This window comes from Streptomyces lancefieldiae, from assembly GCF_031845825.1.
In the GTDB taxonomy this organism is placed as follows: Bacteria; Actinomycetota; Actinomycetes; order Streptomycetales; family Streptomycetaceae; genus Streptomyces; species Streptomyces lancefieldiae.
Window position 1 is genome coordinate 1 of sequence record NZ_JAVRFH010000026.1, and the last position, 21,154, is coordinate 21,154.

The 21,154-nt window shown below is 73.4% G+C and carries 21 protein-coding genes; 1 reads left to right on the forward strand and 20 read right to left on the reverse strand.

The window, feature by feature from the left end; translation table 11 throughout:
- From RM812_RS23670 to RM812_RS23760, 19 genes are all read right to left on the reverse strand, one after another.
- The coding region (locus tag RM812_RS23670; RefSeq protein WP_311575264.1) for a cytochrome P450 at positions 1-1,278 on the reverse strand (1,278 nt) is incomplete at its 3' end.
- 97 nt (positions 1,279-1,375) lie between these two features.
- Positions 1,376-2,050: a response regulator transcription factor gene (locus RM812_RS23675; protein ID WP_311575265.1), complete on the reverse strand. Its 675-nt coding sequence runs from the start codon at positions 2,048-2,050 to the stop codon at positions 1,376-1,378.
- Positions 2,047-3,399, reverse strand: a complete 1,353-nt coding sequence (locus RM812_RS23680; RefSeq protein WP_311575266.1) for a sensor histidine kinase — start codon at positions 3,397-3,399, stop codon at positions 2,047-2,049. The genes RM812_RS23675 and RM812_RS23680 overlap by 4 nt, the downstream gene beginning before the upstream one ends.
- Before the next feature lie 92 nt (positions 3,400-3,491).
- Positions 3,492-4,166: a response regulator transcription factor gene (locus tag RM812_RS23685; RefSeq protein WP_311575267.1), complete on the reverse strand. Its 675-nt coding sequence runs from the start codon at positions 4,164-4,166 to the stop codon at positions 3,492-3,494.
- A complete protein-coding gene (locus tag RM812_RS23690; protein WP_311575268.1) occupies positions 4,163-5,545 on the reverse strand; it encodes a sensor histidine kinase in 1,383 nt (460 codons plus the stop codon). Before RM812_RS23690 ends, RM812_RS23685 begins: the two co-directional genes overlap by 4 nt.
- A complete protein-coding gene (locus tag RM812_RS23695) occupies positions 5,538-6,833 on the reverse strand; it encodes an acyltransferase family protein (protein WP_311575269.1) in 1,296 nt (431 codons plus the stop codon). Before RM812_RS23695 ends, RM812_RS23690 begins: the two co-directional genes overlap by 8 nt.
- A 173-nt stretch (positions 6,834-7,006) precedes the next feature.
- Positions 7,007-7,993 (reverse strand): alpha/beta hydrolase, encoded by a 987-nt coding sequence (locus RM812_RS23700; RefSeq protein ID WP_311575270.1) that lies wholly within the window; start codon positions 7,991-7,993, stop codon positions 7,007-7,009.
- A gap of 215 nt (positions 7,994-8,208) precedes the next feature.
- A complete protein-coding gene (locus RM812_RS23705) occupies positions 8,209-9,129 on the reverse strand; it encodes an alpha/beta hydrolase (RefSeq protein WP_311575403.1) in 921 nt (306 codons plus the stop codon).
- A gap of 216 nt (positions 9,130-9,345) precedes the next feature.
- A complete protein-coding gene (locus RM812_RS23710) occupies positions 9,346-9,681 on the reverse strand; it encodes a hypothetical protein (protein ID WP_311575271.1) in 336 nt (111 codons plus the stop codon).
- Between the two features lie 35 nt (positions 9,682-9,716).
- On the reverse strand, positions 9,717-10,934 hold the full coding sequence (gene kynU, locus RM812_RS23715; protein ID WP_311575272.1) for a kynureninase: 1,218 nt from the start codon (positions 10,932-10,934) through the stop codon (positions 9,717-9,719).
- Entirely contained in the window at positions 10,927-11,742 is an 816-nt protein-coding gene (locus tag RM812_RS23720; protein ID WP_311575273.1) for a tryptophan 2,3-dioxygenase, read from the reverse strand. The genes kynU and RM812_RS23720 overlap by 8 nt, the downstream gene beginning before the upstream one ends.
- Positions 11,743-11,905: 163 nt before the next feature.
- Positions 11,906-12,319, reverse strand: a complete 414-nt coding sequence (locus tag RM812_RS23725; protein ID WP_311575274.1) for a DUF3151 domain-containing protein — start codon at positions 12,317-12,319, stop codon at positions 11,906-11,908.
- An 85-nt stretch (positions 12,320-12,404) separates the two neighbouring features.
- Complete coding sequence (gene fbaA / locus RM812_RS23730) at positions 12,405-13,436, reverse strand: class II fructose-bisphosphate aldolase (RefSeq protein ID WP_311575275.1); 1,032 nt, start codon at positions 13,434-13,436, stop codon at positions 12,405-12,407.
- 143 nt (positions 13,437-13,579) lie between these two features.
- The gene (pyrE, locus tag RM812_RS23735) at positions 13,580-14,152 is read right to left on the reverse strand and encodes an orotate phosphoribosyltransferase (RefSeq protein ID WP_311575276.1); all 573 of its coding nucleotides are present in this window, start codon (positions 14,150-14,152) and stop codon (positions 13,580-13,582) included.
- Positions 14,153-14,162: 10 nt separating this feature from the next.
- On the reverse strand, positions 14,163-14,969 hold the full coding sequence (locus tag RM812_RS23740) for an aldose epimerase family protein (RefSeq protein WP_311575277.1): 807 nt from the start codon (positions 14,967-14,969) through the stop codon (positions 14,163-14,165).
- A gap of 55 nt (positions 14,970-15,024) precedes the next feature.
- Positions 15,025-15,876 carry an SRPBCC domain-containing protein gene (locus tag RM812_RS23745; protein ID WP_311575278.1) on the reverse strand — a complete coding sequence of 284 codons (852 nt, stop codon included), beginning with the start codon at positions 15,874-15,876 and terminating at the stop codon, positions 15,025-15,027.
- A gap of 87 nt (positions 15,877-15,963) precedes the next feature.
- Complete coding sequence (locus RM812_RS23750) at positions 15,964-17,643, reverse strand: polyamine aminopropyltransferase (protein ID WP_311575279.1); 1,680 nt, start codon at positions 17,641-17,643, stop codon at positions 15,964-15,966.
- 122 nt (positions 17,644-17,765) lie between these two features.
- Positions 17,766-18,302 carry a DUF2617 family protein gene (locus tag RM812_RS23755; protein ID WP_311575280.1) on the reverse strand — a complete coding sequence of 179 codons (537 nt, stop codon included), beginning with the start codon at positions 18,300-18,302 and terminating at the stop codon, positions 17,766-17,768.
- A gap of 399 nt (positions 18,303-18,701) precedes the next feature.
- The gene (locus RM812_RS23760; RefSeq protein WP_311575281.1) at positions 18,702-18,992 is read right to left on the reverse strand and encodes a hypothetical protein; all 291 of its coding nucleotides are present in this window, start codon (positions 18,990-18,992) and stop codon (positions 18,702-18,704) included.
- A gap of 227 nt (positions 18,993-19,219) precedes the next feature.
- Between RM812_RS23760 and RM812_RS23765 the strand changes: the two genes are divergently transcribed.
- Positions 19,220-20,422, forward strand: a complete 1,203-nt coding sequence (locus RM812_RS23765) for a pyridoxal phosphate-dependent aminotransferase (protein ID WP_311575282.1) — start codon at positions 19,220-19,222, stop codon at positions 20,420-20,422.
- Positions 20,423-20,519: 97 nt separating this feature from the next.
- Here RM812_RS23765 and RM812_RS23770 read toward each other — a convergent pair whose 3' ends face one another.
- Positions 20,520-21,053, reverse strand: a complete 534-nt coding sequence (locus RM812_RS23770; protein ID WP_311575283.1) for a YbjN domain-containing protein — start codon at positions 21,051-21,053, stop codon at positions 20,520-20,522.
- Between the last annotated feature and the right edge of the window lie 101 nt (positions 21,054-21,154).

Sequence of the window (21,154 nt, forward strand, 5' to 3'; positions counted from 1 at the left end):
CCGCAGCCGTCCCACCGCCCCGGCGAGCACCGGTTCCGCCCGCCCGGACGACTCCTCGCCGCTGAGCCGCAGCACCGACGCGACGACGTACAGCGCGGCGATCAGCCCGAGCATCCCGACCATCGCCAGGCGCAGCGTCGGGGCCTGCTCCAGCAGGGACGTCATGGACGCCGCCAGTTCGATGCGGGCCAGTGGGGCGCCGATGCAGTAGTGGATGCCGGCGCTGAAGGAGATGTGCGGGTTGTCGCGGCGGGTGAGGTCGAGACGGTCGGGGTCGGTGAAGACGGCCGGGTCGTGGTTGGCGGAGCCGAACAGCATCGCGATCTCCGCGCCGCGCGGGATCGTCGTCCCGTCGATCTCGATCTCGTCCAGCACCCAGCGTTCGAAGAGCTGGAGCGGGGTGTCGTAGCGCATCAGCTCCTCCACCGCGGAGGGGACCAGCGAGTGGTCCGCGCGCAGGGCCGCCAGCTGGTCCGGGGCGCGGAACAGGGCCAGCCAGCCGTTGGTCGTCGCGTTCACCGTGGCCTCGTGACCGGCGTTCAGGAGCAGGACGCAGGTCGAGATCATCTCCTGCTCGGTGAGCCGGTCGTCGTCCTCGTCGTGGGCCGCGATCAGGCCCGAGACCAGGTCGTCACCGGGCTCCTCGCGGCGGGCCGCGATCAGTGCGCGCAGGTAGTCGGAGAAGTCGCGGGACGCGCGGACCGCCTTCGCCGCCGTCTCCTCGGACGGGTTCAGCTCGTACATCCCGCAGATGTCCGCCGACCAGGGGCGCAGCGGGGCGCGGTCGGACTCCGGGATGCCCAGCATCTCGGCGATCACGGCGACCGGGAGCGGTTCGGCCACGTCCCGCAGCAGGTCACCGCCGCCCGCCGCCACCAGCCGGGCCACCAGGTCGTCCGCGAGGGCGCGCACGTACGGCTTCAGCCGCTCCACCGTGCGGGGGGTGAACGCCTTGGACACCAGGCGCCGGATACGGGTGTGGTCCGGCGGCTCCAGGTCGAGCATGCCGTGGTCGTTGAGCGTGTGGAAGGGCTCGTGCTCCGGCGGGGGCGGGGTGCGGCCGAAGTCCTCGTGCGTGAAGCGGTGCTGGTAGGTCCGGCCCAGGCGGCGGTCGCGCAGCAGCGCCGCCACGTCCGCGTGGTGCGGGACCAGCCACTGGTCGCTGGGCTCGTAGTAGAGCACCCGGCCCCGGGCGCGCAGCTCGGCGAAGGCGGGATACGGGTCGGCGACGAACGCCGGGTCCCACGGGTCGAACGCGAGGTCGGATTCAGCCGTCATGAACGGACGATAAGGCGTCGGCGGGGCAGGTGCCCAGAGGCCTGGCCCGCACGCGGACCAGGGCCGTCGGCGGATGCACGACTCGGGTCGGCGCCGGTCAGCCCGGCGTGACCAGGCGGGCCTCATAGGCGAAGACCGCGGCCTGGGTGCGGTCCCGCAGGCCCAGCTTCACCAGGACCCGACTGACGTGTGTCTTGATCGTCGACTCGGCGACCACCAGGCGCTCGGCGATCTCCGCGTTCGACAGGCCCTGTGCGATCAGCACCAGTACCTCCGTCTCCCGTTCGGTCAGGTCGCGGTACGCCCCCTGCGCCGAGGACATCGGGCGCGGGCCGTCGGACAGCTTCGAGAACTCGGTGATCAGTCGCTTGGTGACCGAGGGGGCGAGGAGGGCCTCCCCGGCCGCCACCACCCGCACGCCGTCGGCGAGCCGGCGGGCCGAGGCGTCCTTGAGGAGGAACCCGGAGGCGCCCGCGCGCAGCGCCTGGTACACGTACTCGTCGAGGTCGAAGGTGGTGAGCACGAGGACCTTCGCCGCGTCGTCGGCGGCGACGATCTCCCTGGTCGCCTCGATGCCGTTCAGCTCCGGCATGCGGATGTCCATCAGGACGACGTCCGGGGCGAGTTCGCGGACCTTCGCCACGGCCTCCCGGCCGTTGACCGCCTCGCCGACGACCTCGATGTCCGGCATCGCACCCAGCAGCACCGAGAAGCCCTCGCGGACCATCATCTGGTCGTCGGCGATCAGTACGCGGATGGTGCGGCCGGTCATGCTTCACCTTCGATGGGAGCCGCCGTGACCGGCAGGAACACCGCCACCTCGTAACCTCCGTCCTCGGTGGGGCCGGCCGTCATCTCGCCGTTCAGCATCGAGACGCGCTCGCGCATACCGGTGATGCCGTGCCCGGCGCCGGGCGAGGGCTTGATCAGGGACGGCGCGGGCATCGAGCCGTTGACGACCCTGAGGCCCAGGCCGCCCAGGACGTAGGAGAGTTCGACGCGGGCGGACGCGCCGGGCGCGTGCCGCAGCGAGTTGCTCAGCGCCTCCTGCACGATCCGGTACGCCGACAGCTCCACGCCGGGCGGCAGTTCACGCACCGCGCCCGTCACCGCCTTGTCGACCGTCAGGCCCGCGTCGCGCACGTTGGCCAGCAGGGCGTCCAGGTCGGCGAGGGTGGGCTGCGGGGCGTCGGGGGCTTCGTAGTCCTCGGCGCGGACGACGCCCAGCACGCGGCGCAGCTCGGTGAGGGCCGCCACCGCGTTCTCCCGGATGGTGACGAAGGCGCGCTCCAGCTCCTCCGGCGGGTTCTCCACCCGGTAGGGCGCGGCCTCCGCCTGGATGGCGACCACCGACATGTGGTGGGCGACCACGTCGTGCAGCTCGCGGGCGATGGTGGTGCGCTCCTCCAGCAGGGTGCGCCGGGACCGCTCATGCGCGGTGACCGTCTCCTGGGCGGTGACCTGCCGCCGGGCGTCGCGCCGGATGTGCCAGACGGAGATCACGAGCAGGGCGAAGGCGGAGAAGACCAGCAGCGGGGCGGAGTTGGCGTTGTAGGGTCCGATGCCGGACAGGGTCTCCGTGACGAATCCGTAGACCGCGGTCAGGGCCCACATCCACGCGGCCGCGCGGGGCCGGGTGCGTATCGCCACGAGCACCAGGACCGTCATGTGGCACATGAACGCGCCGGGTCCCCACGGCCAGTCGTCCCAGCCGCCGCCCAGCACGGCGACCACCGGGGTGGCCGCCATCGACAGCCAGAACGCGCCGACCGGCCGGACCAGCGTGGCCAGCACCGGGACGGCGCACAGAGCCCCGGTCAGCAGGCCCAGCGGATGGTCGGAGTAACCACCGGTGGCCGACCCGGCGTAGAAGCACAGCAGCGCCAGGGCGGCCACCACCCCGAGCCGGATCCGGTCCGCGTACGGCCGCATCCGGCCGGGAAGGCGGCGGACCAGCGGGCCGTCCGGGGCCACGTGGGGCAGCGGACGGTGGGCGAAGGCGTCGTGGAACAGGTCCTCGCGCAGTCCGCTCAGCGCGTCCATGGCCAGCCGGTACTCGGGGCTGCGCGGCCCGCCTCTGTCTCCGGGGTGCGCCGTCATCGTCTGGGTCGTCTCGGTCACGCTGGCAACGGTAGGCGCAGCCGTACTACACCGTCGTCACCACTGAGAGGGGTCCCTCGGTATCCGTCTCAAGTACTACGGTCCGGCCCCGCTCAGTACCCGGACGGCCGCACCAGTCCCGATTCGTAGGCGAACACCGCCGCCTGCGTACGGTCCCTCAGGCCCAGCTTCACCAGGATCCGGCCCACATGGGTCTTCACCGTCTGCTCGGCGACCACCAGGCGCTGGGCGATCTCCGCGTTCGACAGGCCCTGCGCGATCAGGGCGAGCACCTCGGTCTCCCGCTCGGTCAGGTCGCCGACGCGGGCCTTCAGCGGGGCGCGGGGCCGGTCGTCCAGCCGGGAGAACTCCGCGATCAGCCGCCGGGTGATGCCCGGCGCGAGCAGCGCGTCCCCCGCCGCCACCACCCGGACCGCCTCGGCGAGCTGGTCGGCGGACGCGTCCTTCAGCAGGAACCCGGACGCGCCGGCCCGCAGCGCCTCGTACACGTACTCGTCGAGGTCGAAGGTGGTCAGCACCAGCACTCTGATCTCCGGAGTCGCCCCGGTGATGCGGCGGGTGGCCTCGATCCCGCCCAGTTCGGGCATGCGGATGTCCATGAGGACGACGTCCGGGGCCAGCTCGGCGACCTTGGCCACGGCGTCCAGGCCGTCCACCGCCTGCCCGATCACCTCGATGTCGGGCTGGGTGTTGAGCAGCACGGTGAAACCCTGCCGGACCATCTGCTGGTCGTCGGCGATCAGTACTCGGATGGTGCCGCTCGTCATGGGGTGTCGTCCTCGGTGAAGTGGTCGGTGGGCTGATCGCCGTCGGTGAGGGCGGCGGTGTCGGACGGCAGGAAGGCGGCGACCTGGTAGCCGCCGTCCGGCAGTGGTTGCGCCGTGAGACTGCCGTCGAGCATCGCCACCCGTTCCCGCATGCCGAGCAGCCCGTGGCCCGCCCCCTGCGACGGTGGCGGGGTCCGCGACGGGCGGGTGTTGGAGACCACCACGCGCAGTCCGATCGGAAGGTGCGTGAGGTGGACGCGGGCGGTCGCGCCGGGTGCGTGCCGCAGGACGTTGCTGAGCGCTTCCTGCACGATCCGGTACGCGGACAGCTCCACGCCGGGCGGCAGGGGTCTGCGCACCCCGCTCGCCTCCGTGGTGACGGTCAGCCCGGCTGCCCGGGTGTTCTCCACCAGCGCGTCGAGCCGGTCGAGCGTGGGTTGCGGTGCGTGCGGGGCGGTGCCCGTGATGGCGGTGGCGGTGGACGACTCCGGCACGTCGGGGTGCTCCGAACGCAGCACGCCGAGCACCCGGCGCAGCTCGGTGAGGGCCTCCAGCGCGTTCTGCCGGATGCCCGCGAGGTTCTCCTTCAGCTCGTCCGGCGGATTCTCGACGAGGTGGGGGGCGACCTGGGCCTGGATGGAGATCACCGACATGTGGTGGGCGACCACGTCGTGCAGCTCGCGCGCGATGCGGCTGCGCTCCTCCAGCAGGGTGCGCCGGGCTCTCTCCTCGGCGGTGAGCGACGTCTGCTGCTCGAGTTCCCTCCGGGCCTCGCGGCGGCCGCGCAGGGCGGTGCCGAGCACCACGACGACCGCGAACAGGATGGCGGCCAGCTGGCCGGTCGGCTGGTAGCTCAGCCCGCCCACGAGGCCTTGCATGACGTAGGTGCTGAGGGCGGTCAGGGCCAGCACCTCCACGGTCACCCGGGTACGGACCCGCAGGGCGAGCAGCAGCAGGACGAACAGGTGCGCGATGATCCCGGCGGCCGTCCAGGGCCAGGTGAACTTGTAGCCCTCCGCGACCATCTCGGCCCGCACGGCGAAGGCACCCACCAGCATGGCCGCCATCGACATCCACCACGCCGCGACCGGCCGCCACAGCGCGCACACCATCGCGCCGGCCTGGGCGAGGGCGATCAGGAAGGCGAACCCGGGGTCGACCCCGGCGTTGTCGTTGAGTTGGGCCGCGTCACCGAGCAGCACGCCCAGGGCGGCCAGACAGACGATCCCGTGCGGGAACCAGCGCAGCCACACCGACGGCGGCAGCGGGTCCGCCCGCCAGGTCCACAGATCGTCGTGCAGCACCCGCAGCACGCGCTCGACCCGGCCCGCGGCCCCCGGTCGGCTCCCCCATCGCATCACGCGCTCCACCCTAGACATGACGGCCCCCCGCCGTCGTCGCAGCGCGCCCCGTCGCTGACGCAGGGCGCCCCGCCGTCGTCGCGCGCTCCGTCGGGCGATGCGTCCGGACGATCCGGGAGCGGCGCCGGCCGCGACCGCGCTCGCAGGAGCGAAAGGCGGCCCAGCAGCCGGTCAGGACCAGCGCGAACACCGGGAGCCAGGCGAGCCGGGCCGCGACCCAGTCCAGGCCGCCCGGGAGCGTGTGCAGGCCGGGCAGGCGGCCCACCAGGAGGCCGGTGGCCGTGGTCGCCATCAGGGCCGTCTGGTGCCACAGGAAGATCGTCATCGCGGAGAGGTTGACCAGCGCGACCGCCGCCCAGGCCACGGGCCGGCGCATCGCGCGGCGCAGCCGCTCGCGCAGCAGCAGGGCGAGTCCGCACTGCGCCAGGCCGAAGGTCACGGCGGCCAGCGTCGGCGGATTGAGGTTGGAGACAGCGGCGCCCGGGACACCGACCATGGACGCCGGGTAGTCGGCCCAGGTGATGAGGGCCGCGGTCGCCGCCGTACCTCCGGCGAGCAGGATCCAGCCGGCGCGGCGGCGGTCCAGTTCGCCGCGGGTCCAGGCGGCGCCCAGGGCATAGGGGACCAGCCAGCCGGCGGCGAGGTTGATCCAGCCGAGCCAGGACGGGGCGCCGAAACCGAAGCGCAACAGGTCGACGTGGAGGACGACGACCAGCGGCCACAGCGGGTGCAGCCGGGCCAGCAGCGGCGTCGCAGCGGTCAGTACCGCGAAGACCAGGAGGAACCACAGCGGAGACAGGGCCAGCTTCACCAGCGTGTGGACCGTCACGAACTCCGCGCCCGTCAGCAGCAGCAGCGTCGCCGTCACCGTCCACAGGATGAGGACGGCCGCGACCGGGCGGAACAGCCGGGACAGCCGGGCGGACAGCCAGCGGCCGTAGGACGTGCCGCGGGCACGGGCCGACGCGTGGCCCCGGGTGGCGACATGGCCGCCGACCAGGAAGAACACGGCGAGGGTCTGGAAGGCCCAGGAGACCGGGGCCAGCCAGGGCATGTCCTGGAGGGGGCTGGCCGCGTGCAGGCTGTTGCCGTCGGCGACCAGGGCCGTCACCAGCCAGTGGCCGAGGACCACGCCGAGGATGGCGAACGCACGCAGGGCGTCGACGGCCCGGTCCCGCTCCCGGGGGGTGGCGTCGTCGATCCGGTCGGCGGTGCGGCGCAGGGCGTGCAGAGGGCCACGCGGTGGACGGTGTCGCGATCCCCGGGTCTCACGGACCGCCAGGGCCGTCCAGGGCGTCCGGGTCATCCGGGGCGTCCGGGGCGCTGACGCCGGGGCCGCCGGAGTCGCCGGGAACGCCGAGGCCTCCCCGGCCGCCGAGGACGCCGGGATGGCCCGGACCGGTGGGGTCTCCCGAGTCGCCGGGGCCTCCCGAGTCGCCGAGGTCCGCCGAGCCGCCCGCGGTGCTCGTGCCAAGTCCGTCATGAGGTCACCTCCGTGATCTCGCCCAGGGCGATCCGGGCCAGGTTCGTCAGGGAGAGGGAGCCGGCGTCGAAGTAGTCGCTGTGGCCGCCGTCGCCGCCGTCGAAGACCCGGGCACCGAAGTCCGGGGAGACCGGGTCGGTGCCGAAGCCGACGGTGGTGCCGAAGAGGTCGGCGCTGAGGTGCGGAACGTGCTCCACCCAGTCGTCGGCCCCCCGCGCCGCCCAGACCCGGGCGCCGGTGTGCAGGCCGGCGACGGTGCCGGCGCCGGTGCCGGGGCTGCCGACCAGGGCGATGTCGGCCACGTCCAGGCCGTCGGCGGCGCGGGCGCAGACGACCGAGCCGTAGGAGTGGCAGAGGAGGGCGAGGCGGGTGCCGGGGGCGGTGATCCCGCGCAGGTCGTCGACCAGGGCGCGCAGCTTCGGAGCGGCCCGGTCGGCGCGGTCGGTCGTGGCGACCGTGGTGCTGATGGTGCCCGGCGTCTCGTAGCCCAGCCAGGCCACGACCGCGGTGTGCGTCCCGTCGGGTGCCTGGGCGGCGAGCTGCCGGTGCAGGGCGAGAGCGGCGGCACGGAACCGGCCGTATGTGTCGAGGCTGGTGTCGGAGCCCGGGACCAGGACGGCGACGCGGTCGGCGCGCGCCAGGTCACCGAAGACCTCGGTGGCCAGTCCGGCACCCCGGCCGTCGAAGGCGAGGAGGCGGCGGGACGGGTCGGCCATCGAACGGTCCGCCGCCGCGCGGTGACGGTCGCCGTGACCGGCGGCCATCCGGGACGCCTCGGCGGCGTTGGCCCGGTTGGCGGCGTACGTCTCGTCCAGGGTCCCGGCGGTCGGGGCCGCGAGCGCGGCGGGAGCCGGGGCGGGGATCTGGGGCCGCGCGGCGCCGGAGAGGGGAAACGCCACGGAGCCGACGATGAGGGCGGCACCACCGGCGCGGCACCATCTGCTCGCGCGCCGCCGCCAACCTGCCGTCGTACCGGGCCTCATGGACCCTCCCCTCCAGCTCGCCCGCCCATCGGGCTTGTCTGAAAGGGAAGTTACGAATCGGGACGGGTAACCCGCGTCCCGCCAGGGAACTCACCTGCGGGGTAGCTCTCAGGTATTACGGGTACCACCGGGGGCGCCTGGCAGTGCCGACTGCACCGGCCGCACCGGCAGCGCCGGTGGCACCGGCCCCCAACACCCCGACCCGGCTCCAGCGTTCACCAGGCCAACTGGGCGATCTCCTCCGCCACCACCGCGCACGCGTCCGCCGCCGGGTCGATCAGCGGGAAGTGGCCGACGTCCTCCAGCAGCGTCACCCCCACCACCTCCCCGGCCTTCGCCGCCGCGTCGGCGTACGCCTCGGCGACCGCCTGCGGAACGTCCAGGTCGGCGCGGCCCTGGACGAGGGTCGTCGCGATCCCGGTGGGCAGCAGCAGGGCGGGGTCGGCGTAGGGTCGCCGCTCGGCGAACGACTCCGAGCCACCCAGGAGTTGCCGCGCCGCCCCACCGCACACGTCGAGCTCGTCGGCGACCTCGAAGTCGGCGATCGGCGCGAGGGCGACCACACCGCGCAGCGGCGCCGGACGGTCCAGGCGCCAGGGGGCATCGGCGGGCAGTACGTGCCGGGCGGCCGCCCACAGGGCGAGATGGCCGCCGGCGGAGTGGCCGGTGAGCACCACACGGCGCGCGTCGGCCTGCGGCAGCTGCTGCCGTACCAGCGCGGGCAGCGCGTCCAGCGCGGCGGCCACGTCGTCGAAGGTGTCGGGCCAGCGCCCCGCGACGGGCCCGACCGCGCCCCCACCCGCAGCGACGCCCTCGGCACCCGCGCCCTGCGCACCGCGCCGGTATTCCACGTTGGCCACGGCGAAGCCCCGGCGGGCCAGGAAGTCGGCGAACGGACCGAGATGGCGCCGGTCGTAGGGGGCCCGCCACGCACCTCCGTGCAGGACCACCACGACGGGAGCGGCGCCGCCCGGACCCCCCGTTCCGCGCGGCGCATAGAAGTCGATCACCTGGTCGGGGTGGTCGCCGTACGCCGCCGTGCCGTCGGGGTCGACCGCCGGGTGCGAGAAAGCCGATTTCTCCTCCGCGGCGGCCCGCGCGGCAGCGGTGCCCGGTTCTGCGGCGGCGTCCGGCATGCTCAACCTCTCAGCGAAGGAACGGTGTTGGCGGACCGGGGAAAAGGAATCGGCCGTTGGCGGGACGGTATCAGGCCGGTGACGTGCAGGGACATGGGGATGTCACGCAGTGTGAGGTACAGGGAGTGTGAGGGACAGCCAGCTCAGCAGACGCCGAAGCCGGGGGCCGGGGGCCAGGGCCAGGGGGCCGGGGCCCGAGGCCAGGGGCCCGGCGGCCTACCCCGTGAACTCGGGCCGCCCGTCCGGCGTCCACCAGGCGGTCAGCCCCCACACCCCCATCGCGAGCGTGCCCACGGCCATGAGCGCCGCCGCCCACGGCCGGCCCAGCAGGCGCAGGCCCAGCGACCACACGACCGTCGGCAGGAGCCCGCCGCCGAGGACGACGAGCGGAAGGTCGACGTACAGGACACTGAGATCCCGGTAGGTCCCCTCGAACCCGCCCGTGACGCTGGAGCGGGCGAGCGGCGCCCAGGCCAGCAGCGCGGTCGAGGCGCCCACGCCGGCGATCAGGCACCCGGCGCAGCCACGAGTCCGGTGATCCACATCATCCATACCCGCGTTCACGCGCCGGAGCCCGTCCCGGTTCCTCAGCCCCGTCGCCCGAGGGTCCGCGCCAGCGTCCGCGCCGCCCGTTCCACGTCCGCGAAGCCGACGTACAGCGGGGTGAAGCCGAAGCGCAGCACGTCCGGGGCGCGGAAGTCCCCGACCACCCCGCCTTCGATCAGCCGCTTCATGACGTCCCCGGCATCGTCGCAGCGCAGCGCGACCTGGCTGCCCCGCTCGGCGTGCGCGGCCGGTGTCATGGACTCGACCCGGCCGTCCGGGACGTACTCCCCGACGCAGCGCAGGAAGAAGTCCGTCAGCGCCAGGGACTTGGCCCGCACCGCCGCCACCGAGACCGCGTCCTCGTCCCACACCTCCAGGGCCGCCTCCAGGGCGAGCATGGAGAGGATGTCCGGCGTGCCGACCCGGCCGCGTACCGCACCGGGGGCCGGGGCGTACCCGGGTCGCATGCCGAAGGGCTCGGCGTGCGAGTTCCAGCCCGGCAGCGGGGAGTCGAAGCGGCCCTGGAGGTCGCGGCGCACGTACAGGTAGGCGGGCGAACCGGGGCCGCCGTTGAGGTACTTGTAGGTGCAGCCGACCGCCAGGTCGACGCCGTGTTCGTCCAGCCCCACCGGCAGGGCGCCCGCGCTGTGGCACAGGTCCCAGACGACGTACGCCCCCGCCGCGTGCACCGCGGCCGTGAGCGCGGGCAGGTCGTGCAGCCGGCCCGTGCGGTAGTCGACGTGGTTGAGCAGGACGGCGGCGGTGCGCTCGCCCAGCGCCGTCGGCACCTCGTCTGGGGCCACCGGGCGCAGGGCGCAGCCCGTCATCCGGGCCGCGGACTCGGCGATGTACCCGTCCGTGGGGAAGGTGGTGGCGTCGACCAGGATCTCGTCCCGGCCCTGTCCCGCCATCCGCACGGCCGCCACGACCGCCTTGAAGACGTTGACGCTCGTCGAGTCGCCCACCACGACCTGTCCGGGCGCCGCCCCGACCAGCGGGGCGATCCGGTCGCCGATCCGCTCGGGCGCGGTCCACCAACCGCTCTCCTCCCACGACCGGATGCGCAGCTCGCCCCACTGGCGGCGCACGACGTCCTCCACGCGCGCGGGGACGCCGGCCGGGAGGGCGCCGAGCGAGTTGCCGTCCAGGTAGACGACGTCGTCCAGGACGAACCGCTCGCGCAGTGCCGCCAGTTCGTCGGCGGCGTCCAGCTTCTCGGCCTCACCCGGGAGGTCGGCCGCACTCTTCGGTTCAGACATACGACCGTGCCGTCCACAGCTCGGGGAACACGTTGTTCCGGGCCCGTTTCTCCAGCCAGGCCACCCCGGCCGAGCCGCCCGTGCCGGTCTTGGACCCCATCGCGCGGCGGGTGGCGACCAGGTGGTCGTTGCGCCAGCGCCACACGAGCTCCGCGACGTCGGTGAGCGCCTCGCCGAGGCGGGCCAGCTCGCCGTTCTGGTCGCCGGAGTAGACGGCCGTCCAGGCGGCCTCCACCTCGGGCGCCGCCTCGTACTTCTGGGTCACGTCGCGCCGGAGCACGGCGTCCGGGATGTCGTACCCGCGCCGGGCGAGCAGCCGGATCACCTCGTCGTACAGGCTCGGCTCGTGCAGCGCCTTCTCCAGCTCGGCGTGGACGCGGGGGGCGCCGCGGTGCGGGACGAGCATCGACGCGGACTTGTCGCCGAGCAGGAACTCCATACGGCGGTACATCGCCGACTGGAAGCCGGAACCCTCACCGAGGGCGCTCCGGTAGGAGTTGAACTGGGCGGGCGTGAGCCCTGCGAGAGGCGTCCAGGAGGCGTTCAGCGCCTCCAGCTCCCGCACCGAACGCTTCAGGGCGTCGGTCGCCACCTGGATCCGGTCCTCGCGCAGGGCGCGGGCGGCGGTCTCCCATTCGTGGACGACGACGGTGAACCACAGCTCCATGACCTGGGTCGTGACCAGGAAGACCATCTCTCCGGGATCGTCGGAGAGGGTGTGCTGGAGGTGGGTGAGCACGTCCGCCTTGACGTAGTCCTCGTACGGCGTGCTGCCCTCGAAGTCGAGATTCGGGGCCTCGTGGGACATCGCTGTCTCCTGCTGTGCACTACGGGTAGCGGTCCGCCCTGCCGTTACCGGCACGGGGCCCCGGTCCCCAACGGCATCCTCCGCAATCGTCCCAGGAAACCGCAAGGCCCGCCTGCGCACCACGCGCGCGCGGCAGACGGGCCAGGGCGTGTCCGTCCCCGGTTCAGCCCAGCACCTCGGCGGCCGTCGGCGAGGAGTCCTTCAGGAACTGCGTGCAGCGCTCGTACTCCTCCTTCTCGCCGATCGCCTGGGCGGCGCGGGCGAGGGCGTGCAGGGCGCGCAGGAAGCCGCGGTTGGGCTCGTGCTCCCACGGCACCGGCCCGTGGCCCTTCCAGCCGCTCCGCCGCAGGGCGTCGAGGCCGCGGTGGTAGCCGGTGCGGGCGTAGGCGTACGACTCCACGACGCCGCCCCGCTCGAACGCCTCGTCGGCCAGCCGGGCCCAGGCGAGCGAGGACGTCGGGTACTGCGCGGCGACGTCGGTGGGCGAGGTGCCGCCCGCCAGCAGCTCGCGCGGGCCGGGCTCGTCGGGGAGGTGGGTCGGGGGCGGTCCCCCGAGGAGGTTCTCGTGAATGGGCATGGGGACAAGTCTGCGCCATGCCGGGGGCGGACGTGCGAGGGCCCGGCATCCCAGGGATGCCGGGCCCGTCGTACCGCGACCGCCGTTACTTGATCTTCTGGCCCGCCGACCGCAGGTGGCCGCAGGCCTCGACGACGCGCGCGGCCATGCCGGCCTCGGCCAGCTTGCCCCAGGTGCGCGGGTCGTAGGTCTTCTTGTTGCCGACCTCGCCGTCGACCTTCAGGACGCCGTCGTAGTTGCGGAACACGTGGTCCACGACCGGACGCGTGAAGGCGTACTGGGTGTCCGTGTCGATGTTCATCTTGACCACGCCGTTCTCCAGCGCGGTCGCGATCTCCTCGGCGGTGGAGCCGGAGCCGCCGTGGAAGACGAAGTCGAACGGCTTGCTGCCGGCCGGGCGGCCGTACTTGGCGGCGATGCCCTCGTTCAGCTCCTTGAGCAGCTCGGGGCGGAGCACGACGTTGCCCGGCTTGTACACGCCGTGCACGTTGCCGAAGGACGCGGCGAGCAGGTAGCGGCCCTTCTCGCCCAGGCCGAGGGCCTCGACGGTGCGGACCGCGTCGTCGACCGTCGTGTAGAGCGAGTCGTTGATCTCGTGGGAGACGCCGTCCTCCTCGCCGCCGGTCGGGGTGATCTCGACCTCGAGGATGATCTTGGCGGCGCGGGCGCGCTCCAGCAGCTCCTCGGCGATGGAGAGGTTGTCGGCCAGTGTCTCCGCGGAGCCGTCCCACATGTGGGACTGGAACAGCGGGTTGCGGCCGGCCTTGACGCGCTCCTCGGAGACCGCCAGCAGCGGACGGACGTACCCGTCGAGCTTGTCCTTCGGGCAGTGGTCCGTGTGCAGGGCGATGGTGACGTCGTACTTCTCGGCGACGATGTGCGCGAACTCGGCGAGGGCGACGGCGCCGGTCACCATGTCCTTGTTGTGCTGGCCGCCCAGGAACTCGGCGCCGCCGGTGGAGATCTGGACGATGCCGTCGCTCTCCGCCTCCGCGAAACCGCGCAGGGCCGCGTGCAGCGTCTGGGAGGAGGTCACGTTGATGGCCGGGTAGGCGAACTTTCCTGCCTTCGCCCGGTCCAGCATCTCGTTGTAGACCTCGGGAGTTGCGATGGGCATCTGTCCGCTCCTTGTATGTGCGGTGGGCGTGGTACGTGCTTACGACCCTGACCTGGAACTGGGGGGCGACGTCATCGTCGGCCCCATCCTTCCAGACGGGACGGGATACTCCGAGCGGACCCGGTGCCGTCCCGGCCGGGCCCTCAGTCCAGGCCCAGCTCGTCCTTGTCGTACGCGAACAGGTACGGCACCCCGGCGCCGTCCTGGATCTTCTCGGCGGCGCCGGTCGCGCGGTCGACGATCGTCGCGACGGCCACGACCTCGGCACCGGCCTCCCGCACGGCCTCGACGGCGGTGAGCGGGGAGCCGCCGGTGGTGGAGGTGTCCTCGACGACCAGGACGCGGCGGCCCTTGATGTCCGGGCCCTCGACGCGACGCTGCAGCCCGTGCGCCTTGGCCGCCTTGCGGACGACGAAGGCGTCCAGCTTCCGGCCCCGCGCGGCGGCGGCGTGCAGCATGGCGGCGGCGACCGGGTCGGCGCCCATGGTCAGCCCGCCCACCGCGTCGAACTCCAGGTCGGCGGTCAGGTCCAGCAGCACCTGCCCGACCAGCGGTGCGGCCTCGCCGTCCAGGGTGATGCGGCGCAGGTCGACGTAGTAGTCGGCCTCCAGCCCCGAGGAGAGGGTCACCTTGCCGTGCACCACGGCCTTGTCCTTGATCTGCTGCAGCAGCGCCGCGCGTGTGCCTGGCGGCATTACTCCGTTGACGTCCGTCATGCGCACCAGCTTAGAGCCGGGTCCAGCTCCAGGTCGTCGTGGCCTCCAGCGGCTCCAGGGGCGTGACCAGGCGCGGGAGGGTGTTCAGGCCGTTGGGCGGCCCGGTCTGCGGCTCCACGCAGACGGCGGCCTCCTGCTCGTCGTAGACCACGGCCCACTGCTCCGGGCTGGTCACCTTCAGCTCCAGCCGCCGCGGCCAGGTGAGGGTGACGTCGACGCCGTCCGGCATGCCGAAGCAGTCGTCCCAGGGGCCCGGCTTCGGGTCGACGCGGTTGCCGGTGGGCAGGTGGTCGTCGCCGCGCTCCTCCTGCCAGGCGGGGTCGAAGGAGATCCCCACGCCTGCGCCGGCCGCGCCGTCCGCACCGCCGAGGGTCCGGTTGAACCACGGGTGCCAGCCGATCTGCGCCGGGAAGGACGACTCGTACGTCTCCACGGACATCGTCAGCGTCAGCGCGTCCTCGGCGAGCGCGATCACCTGGGTGACGCGGCCGGAGTAGGGCCAGGGGTCGACGAGGTCGTACGTGATGACGGCCTCGTCGGCACTGACGCGGGCGGTGCGCCAGGCGCCGTCGCGGGCGGTGCCGTGGATGGCGTGCGGCGGGGAGTTGAGGGGCATCTGGTGGACGAGGGCGCCGTCCCGGAAGCGGCCCTCGCGGATGCGGCCGCACCAGGGGACCATCGGGAAGCAGCCGTAGCGCTCGCCCTGGCGGAGCAGTTCCGTGCCGCCGACGCGGAGCCCGCCGATCCGGCCGCCGTTGTCCGGCAGCACGGTCGCCTCCGCGTCACCCGCGGTCAGCGTGATGGGTTCGTTACTCACGCCATGACCCTACTGGGGTGATCAAGGGCGCCCCGTCCGACCGGCCGTCGGCGGTTCAGCGGCGCCTGCGCAGGGCCCGGCCCACCACGATCGCCGACGCCACGGCCAGCGCGGCCGCCGGGGCCGCCCAGCGCAGGGGCGTGGCGGACCCGGCCGCCTGGGGCGCGGGGACGGGGGCGTACCGGCCGCGCGGCGGGGCGTGGTCCACCTCCTCCGCGCTGCGGCCGATCATCGTGCGGCGCGCGTGCGCGGCCTCGGCGGGGGGTTCTGGGGCTTCGGGGGGTTGTGGGGCTTCGGGGCCGCCCGGTTGGTCCTCGACACCGTCGTCCGTGTCCCTGCCGGGGTCCTGGTCCTCGTCCTGGTCCGGGTCCGCGAGGGAGGACGGGGGGACCTCGGTGTCGAAGACGGAGGTGTGCCGCGGCTCCGCCTGAGCCTCGGACTGCTCCCGCCCCTGCTCCCGCTCCCGGCCCTGCTCACGCTCCTGCTGCGCCGCCGTGCCCAGGTTCTCCGCGAAGCGGGTCAGCAGCCGGGTCGCGGCCGACGTCACCGCGTCCGCCGGCAGCTCCGCGACCCGTCCGTCCGCCGCGGCCGTCCCGGCGAGCGCCAGGGTGCAGCCGTCGTCGGCGTCCGCGACGCGGAGGGTGAGCGCCACCTTGACCGTGCCGGTCCCGCGCGACTCGGTGGCGTCGCCCTCCACGGCGTACGTGCCGTCGTCCCGCGCGGACAGGCGCAGGGAGCCCCGGTAGGTGATGGAGTGACTGCCGATACGGACCTTCAGACGCCCCGCGACGGGCTCGGCGCCGGCGTCCTGCTGGAGGCCCGGAACCGCCCGGGCGACCCGGACGGGGTCGGCCAGCACGTCCCTGAGCCGCTCGGCCGGAACCGGAACGAACACCTCATGCTCCATGTCTGGCCACCCTACCCAGCGGGCGCCCGCCGCACCCCCCGCCGGCCCGAAGTCACCCGCCGGTTCCGGCGCCCGGCACGGGCGGGCTCAGTACCGCGGATGCACCAGCGTCGACGGGGGCAGGCCGGGGATCCGGGTGCGGTACGCGGAGTGGGCGTTCCGCGTCAGGGACCGCGGCGTGAGGGTGTGCGGGCGGGGGGCCGCCGGGTCGAGGCGCAGGGTGGGGGGCGTGCGCGCGGCCAGGAGGAACCCCCAGTCGCGGGGGGCGTGGGGGTTGGCGGCCGTGCGGTCGGGGCCCGGCGCGAAGCCGGTGTCCCGGGCGCCGACCTGGTAGGGGGCGGTCCGCAGACCCGCCGCGCGGAGCGTCGCGTCCACCGTCCAGAAGGCGCGGGGCCGGGCGGAGACCGGTCCCGCGTGGACCACCAGCCGCCCGTCGGGGGCGAGCACCCGCCGGAGCAGTCCGTAGAACTCCTGCGAGTACAGCTTCGTGCTGGCCGTGATGCCCGGGTCGGGCAGGTCCGAGATCACCACGTCGTACGTCGCGGTGGAGGTCGAGCGCAGTCGGCGGAAGGCGTCCGCCGTGACGACGTGGATGCGGGCGTCGCCGTAGACGTGCTCGTTCAGCGCGGACAGGCCGGGGTCGTGCCGGGCCAGCCGGGCGAGGTCGGGGTCGATCTCGACGACGTCGACGCGCCGCACGTCCGGGTGGCGCAGCACCTCCCGCGCGGCGAGGCCGTCACCGCCGCCGAGGATCAGCACCCGCGCGTGCGGGCCGCTCATGGCGGGGTGCACCAGGGCCTCGTGGTAACGCCGCTCGTCGCTGTCGCGGACCCGGAGCCGGCCGTCCAGGAACAGGTCGAGGGGCCGGCCGTCGGTGTCGCCGGTGAGGACGACCTCCTGCACGTCGGTCTGGACGGCCACGCGGACGTCCCCGCCGTACACGGCGTGCCGGGCGGCGCGTTCGAAGTCGTCGGCGAGGACGGTCGCCGTGGCGAGGAGGGCCAGCACGACGGCGTTGCCGGTCAGCAGCAGTCGGCGGGCCCGGCGGGTCAGGTCCCGCCGGAACAGCCCGAGGACCAGGGCGGCGCCGACGACCGCGTTGACGGTCCCGGTGAGCAGCGCGCCGGTGAGCTGGCCGAGGAAGGGCAGCAGGACGAAGGGGAAGGCGAGGCCGCCGACGAGCGCACCGACGTAGTCCGCGGCGAACAGGTCGGCGACGGCGCCGCCCGGGTCCTGGCGGCGGACGCGTTGGATCAGCTCCATCAGCAGCGGCACCTCGGCGCCGATCAGCACACCGATGATGAGCGAGAAGGCGACCAGGATCACGCGCGGGCCGTCGGCCCACAGGCCGCCCCAGCCGCCGGTCCAGGCGAAGACGGCGTACAGCGCCATGGCGCTGGAGCCGCCGACGAGGGCGAGGACGGCCTCCACCGCGCCGAAGCCGGCCGCCGCCAGGCGACGCAGCCGTTTGGCGGCGAGCGAGCCGAGGCCCATGGCGAAGACCATGACGGACAGGACGACGGACGCCTGGGTGACCGAGTCGCCGATCAGGTACGAGGCGAGGGCGACGAGCTCCAGTTCGTACACGAGCCCGCACGCCGCGCAGACGAACACGCCCGCCAGGACGAGGAACCGTCCGGTGCCCGGCCGTACGGGCAGCCGCGCGGGCCCTCCGGGGCCGGTGGGGGCGCCAGGGCCGGCGGGGGCGCCGGGGCCGCCCCAGGACGGCCGGGAGCCGGACGGGGCGGGCGCGTGCGATTCGATCACGCAGTGACGTTACGTCACTTCCGCGCTGCGCTACGTCACCCACGCGAGTGAAAGTGACGTTCCATCGGGCGGTGCAGGTTTAGCCCGCCACCGGCCCGGGGTTCGACCCCGCGTCCGCCCGCTCACACCCCGGACGGACTGAGCTGCGACGTCGGCACCCGGACACCCACCCGGGTCCGGGTCGACACGAGCTGGCCGTCCTGCGGGTAGGCGTGCCAGGTACGCCAGTGCACCTGCCCCTCGTGCCGGTGGGCCAGCAGCGCCGTGAAGGCGTGCGGACTGCCCGGGAAGACACCGGCGAGGCCGTGCGGGTGGTCGGCGACCAGGGCGAGCAGCTCCTGGGCGCGGCCGGCGAAGGAGCCCGGCGTCAGCACCTCCACCCGGGCGGCGAACTCGTACTCCCAGTCGCCCACGCGCTTGGCGACACCCAGCGGAAGCGGGGTACTGCTACCGGGGATGCACGCCACCGTCTCCGAACAGCCGCCCCGCTCCTCCTCGAGCAGGACTTGATGGGAGGCGCCGAGAAGTCTCAACTGCAGCTTCGCGCTCGACAGTTCGAGGTCCAGACTGGCGAGCGCGGGCAGCGGCTCCCGCCCCAGGGCCCAGGCGAGATCTGCGGCGCGCGTATCGGTGTAGGCGGTTTTCAGGGTCGTGAGCATGGATCGGCTCCGCAAGCACACAAGAAGAGGAAGGTGTGGGGCCTGCGCACCCCGGACACTGTCGGGGATGCGGCCCGGTCAACCCAGTCGGACAATCAGGAGGGGGGTCAACAGGCCGTCCGAGGGGCTGCGTTGGTGATGGAGAGGGAATCACGAACTATGGCGCCGCCACAGCTTTTTTACCCAACTTCGTAACGTTTCCATCCCTCAGAGGGCTCCACAGCTCAACTGTTCAACCGGGGCGCACACCCTCTCCGCTCAGCGTGCGCCGGTGTGCGGGAGCGCCCACCGGGTGTGTTACCCGGCGGGCGCTCGTGGTGGGATGCGGGGCCCGGCCCCAGGCGCCGGGCCCCGTGGCGGGGAGGCGGTTCCCCCTGGCTGGAGCTCAGCTGCCCCGTGTCAGCTGCCTCCACCGCATCCGCCGCCCCCTCCCCCGCAGGACGACCCGCCTCCGCAGGACGAGCCGCCGCCGCAGGAGTGGCCCGAGTGGTGCCCGTCCGAGGACGATCCGCCGTCCCCGCCCCCGGCCCACCAGCTGTTGTTGCCGCTGTCGCCGCCGCCCCCGCCCGGGCTCGACGACCGCGACCCCCGGCCGCGCCCCGCCCGGACGGGGCGGGAGGTGCGCCGGCTCACCACGACTGCCCTGATCAGCAGGGCTGCGACCACGATCAGGATGATGCCGGTCAGCATGGCGTCACCCTCCTTCCGTTCCCGGGCGCACGCCCGGAAGGTCCCCCGAAGCGCCCCCCGTTGGGTGCCTCGCTCTGAATGGAGCTCTGTAGGTGAAGCTCGATACGTGAAGCTCGGTGCGTGAAGCTCGGTGCGTGAAGCTCGGTGCGTGAACGGGAGATGCCCTTCGCCGCCACGCCCCAAAGCAGAGTTGAGGAACTCCAGAGCTTCGGCGCAGGATGGCCGCCATGACCCCCATGAGCTCCAGCGCCCGCCCCCTCCTCAACCGCCGGCTCGCCGAGTTCGGGACGACGATCTTCGCCGAGATGTCCGCCCTGGCCGTGCGGACCGGGGCGATCAACCTGGGCCAGGGCTTCCCGGACACCGACGGTCCCGAGGAGATCCGGGAAGCCGCCGTACGGGCGCTGCGCGACGGGCGCGGCAACCAGTACCCGCCGGGGCCCGGCGTCCCCGAGCTGCGCACCGCCGTCGCCGACCACCAGCACCGCCGCTACGGCCTGTCCTACGACCCGGACACCGAGGTCCTGGTCACCGCCGGCGCCACGGAGGCCATCGCGGCCTCCCTGCTGGCCCTGCTGGAGCCCGGCGACGAGGTCGTCGCGCTGGAGCCGTACTACGACTCGTACGCGGCCTGCATCGCGATGGCGGGCGGCACGCGGGTGCCGGTGACGCTGCGCCCGCACTCCGCGGACGGGGGCGCCGCCTTCCGCCTCGACCTCGACGAGCTGCGCGACGCGGTCACCGACCGCACCCGGCTGCTGCTCCTGAACACCCCGCACAACCCGACGGGCACGGTCCTGTCCCGCGACGAGCTGGCGGCGATCGCCGAGCTGGCCGTGGAACGGGACCTGCTGGTGGTGACGGACGAGGTCTACGAGCACCTGGTCTTCGACACCGCGGTCCACATCCCCCTGGCGAGCTTCCCGGGGATGCGCGAGCGCACAGTGACCATCGGCTCGGCCGGCAAGACGTTCGCGTTCACGGGCTGGAAGGTCGGCTGGGTCACCGCCGCTCCCGCGCTGGTCACGGCGGTCCGCTCGGCCAAGCAGTACCTGACGTACGTGGCCTCGGGTCCCTTCCAGTACGCCGTCGCCGAGGCCCTCGCGCTGCCCGACGCGTACTTCACCGCGTACCGCGAGGACATGCGGGCCAAGCGGGACCTGCTCGTGACGGGCCTTGAGGAGGCGGGCTTCGGCGTCTACCGCCCCGCCGGCACCTACTTCGTCACCACCGACATCCGCCCCCTCGGCGAGAGCGACGGCTTCGCCTTCTGCCGCGCCCTGCCGGAACGCGCGGGCGTCGTCGCCGTCCCCAACGCCGTCTTCTACGACCACCGGGAGGCCGGCTCCCCCTTCGTCCGGTTCGCGTTCTGCAAGCGGACGCCGGTTCTGGAGGAGGCGGTGCGCCGGCTGAAGACGCTGGCCGGCTGAGCCCTGCCCCGGACCGCACGGTCCGCCCGGTCCGGAACACGACGAGAGCCCGCCCCCCGGTCACCGCCGGGTGCGGGCTCTCCTCACGTGCGGCGGACTACTCGCCGTCCTCGTCCTCCGGCTTCTCCGACTCGTTGACCTCCTGCTCCAGGCCGAGCTGCTCCACGAGCCACCGGTCGAACTCGATGGCGGCCCGCACCCAGCTGACCGTCGAGGAGACGAAGTGCTCCAGGCTGACGCCCGTGCCGATCAGCATCTGCGCCTCGCCGATCAGGCGGACCGTGCCGTCGTCATGGGTGTGGGAGTACACCTTGGGCCACAGGGTGCGCCGGTTCCAGTCGTCGACGGACTCCAGAAGCTGCGGCTTCTCGTCGATCTGGTGGGGCCGGTCGTAGAACGTCCGCACCGAGAAGACCTGCTGGTCACCCTCGCCGCGGAACATGAAGTACGTACGGAACTGCTCCCACGGCGCCGCGAGGTCACCCTCGTCGTCGACGACGTACTTGAGCTCCATCTGTTCCAGGAGCTGCTTCACAAGATCCTGATCCGGGACGACGGGGCCCGCCGGTCCTTGGGGCTGCGGCTCGGGCTGGCCCCCGAAGTTCGGAATCGAGGACGGGTCGATGCTCACCGTGAATTTCCCTTCGTACGGATCTGGCCATCCTCCCCCATGCGGGGAGGGGCGTGGCAAGCCCGCCGGGGGCCTGTCAGCCCTGGGCTGACATGATCCGG

What these genes read in the sequence shown, in the direction of transcription:
- RM812_RS23765 (WP_311575282.1), top strand. Translation starts at nt 19,220, where the DNA reads ATGACCCCCATGAGCTCCAGCGCCCGCCCCCTCCTCAACCGCCGGCTC.
- RM812_RS23695 (WP_311575269.1), bottom strand. Translation starts at nt 6,833, where the DNA reads ATGACCCGGACGCCCTGGACGGCCCTGGCGGTCCGTGAGACCCGGGGA.
- RM812_RS23720 (WP_311575273.1), bottom strand. Translation starts at nt 11,742, where the DNA reads ATGTCCCACGAGGCCCCGAATCTCGACTTCGAGGGCAGCACGCCGTAC.
- RM812_RS23710 (WP_311575271.1), bottom strand. Translation starts at nt 9,681, where the DNA reads ATGGATGATGTGGATCACCGGACTCGTGGCTGCGCCGGGTGCCTGATC.
- RM812_RS23690 (WP_311575268.1), bottom strand. Translation starts at nt 5,545, where the DNA reads ATGTCTAGGGTGGAGCGCGTGATGCGATGGGGGAGCCGACCGGGGGCC.
- RM812_RS23700 (WP_311575270.1), bottom strand. Translation starts at nt 7,993, where the DNA reads ATGAGGCCCGGTACGACGGCAGGTTGGCGGCGGCGCGCGAGCAGATGG.
- RM812_RS23725 (WP_311575274.1), bottom strand. Translation starts at nt 12,319, where the DNA reads ATGCCCATTCACGAGAACCTCCTCGGGGGACCGCCCCCGACCCACCTC.
- RM812_RS23760 (WP_311575281.1), bottom strand. Translation starts at nt 18,992, where the DNA reads ATGCTGACCGGCATCATCCTGATCGTGGTCGCAGCCCTGCTGATCAGG.
- pyrE (WP_311575276.1), bottom strand. Translation starts at nt 14,152, where the DNA reads ATGACGGACGTCAACGGAGTAATGCCGCCAGGCACACGCGCGGCGCTG.
- RM812_RS23675 (WP_311575265.1), bottom strand. Translation starts at nt 2,050, where the DNA reads ATGACCGGCCGCACCATCCGCGTACTGATCGCCGACGACCAGATGATG.
- fbaA (WP_311575275.1), bottom strand. Translation starts at nt 13,436, where the DNA reads ATGCCCATCGCAACTCCCGAGGTCTACAACGAGATGCTGGACCGGGCG.
- RM812_RS23685 (WP_311575267.1), bottom strand. Translation starts at nt 4,166, where the DNA reads ATGACGAGCGGCACCATCCGAGTACTGATCGCCGACGACCAGCAGATG.
- RM812_RS23705 (WP_311575403.1), bottom strand. Translation starts at nt 9,129, where the DNA reads ATGCCGGACGCCGCCGCAGAACCGGGCACCGCTGCCGCGCGGGCCGCC.
- RM812_RS23745 (WP_311575278.1), bottom strand. Translation starts at nt 15,876, where the DNA reads ATGGAGCATGAGGTGTTCGTTCCGGTTCCGGCCGAGCGGCTCAGGGAC.
- RM812_RS23755 (WP_311575280.1), bottom strand. Translation starts at nt 18,302, where the DNA reads ATGCTCACGACCCTGAAAACCGCCTACACCGATACGCGCGCCGCAGAT.
- kynU (WP_311575272.1), bottom strand. Translation starts at nt 10,934, where the DNA reads ATGTCTGAACCGAAGAGTGCGGCCGACCTCCCGGGTGAGGCCGAGAAG.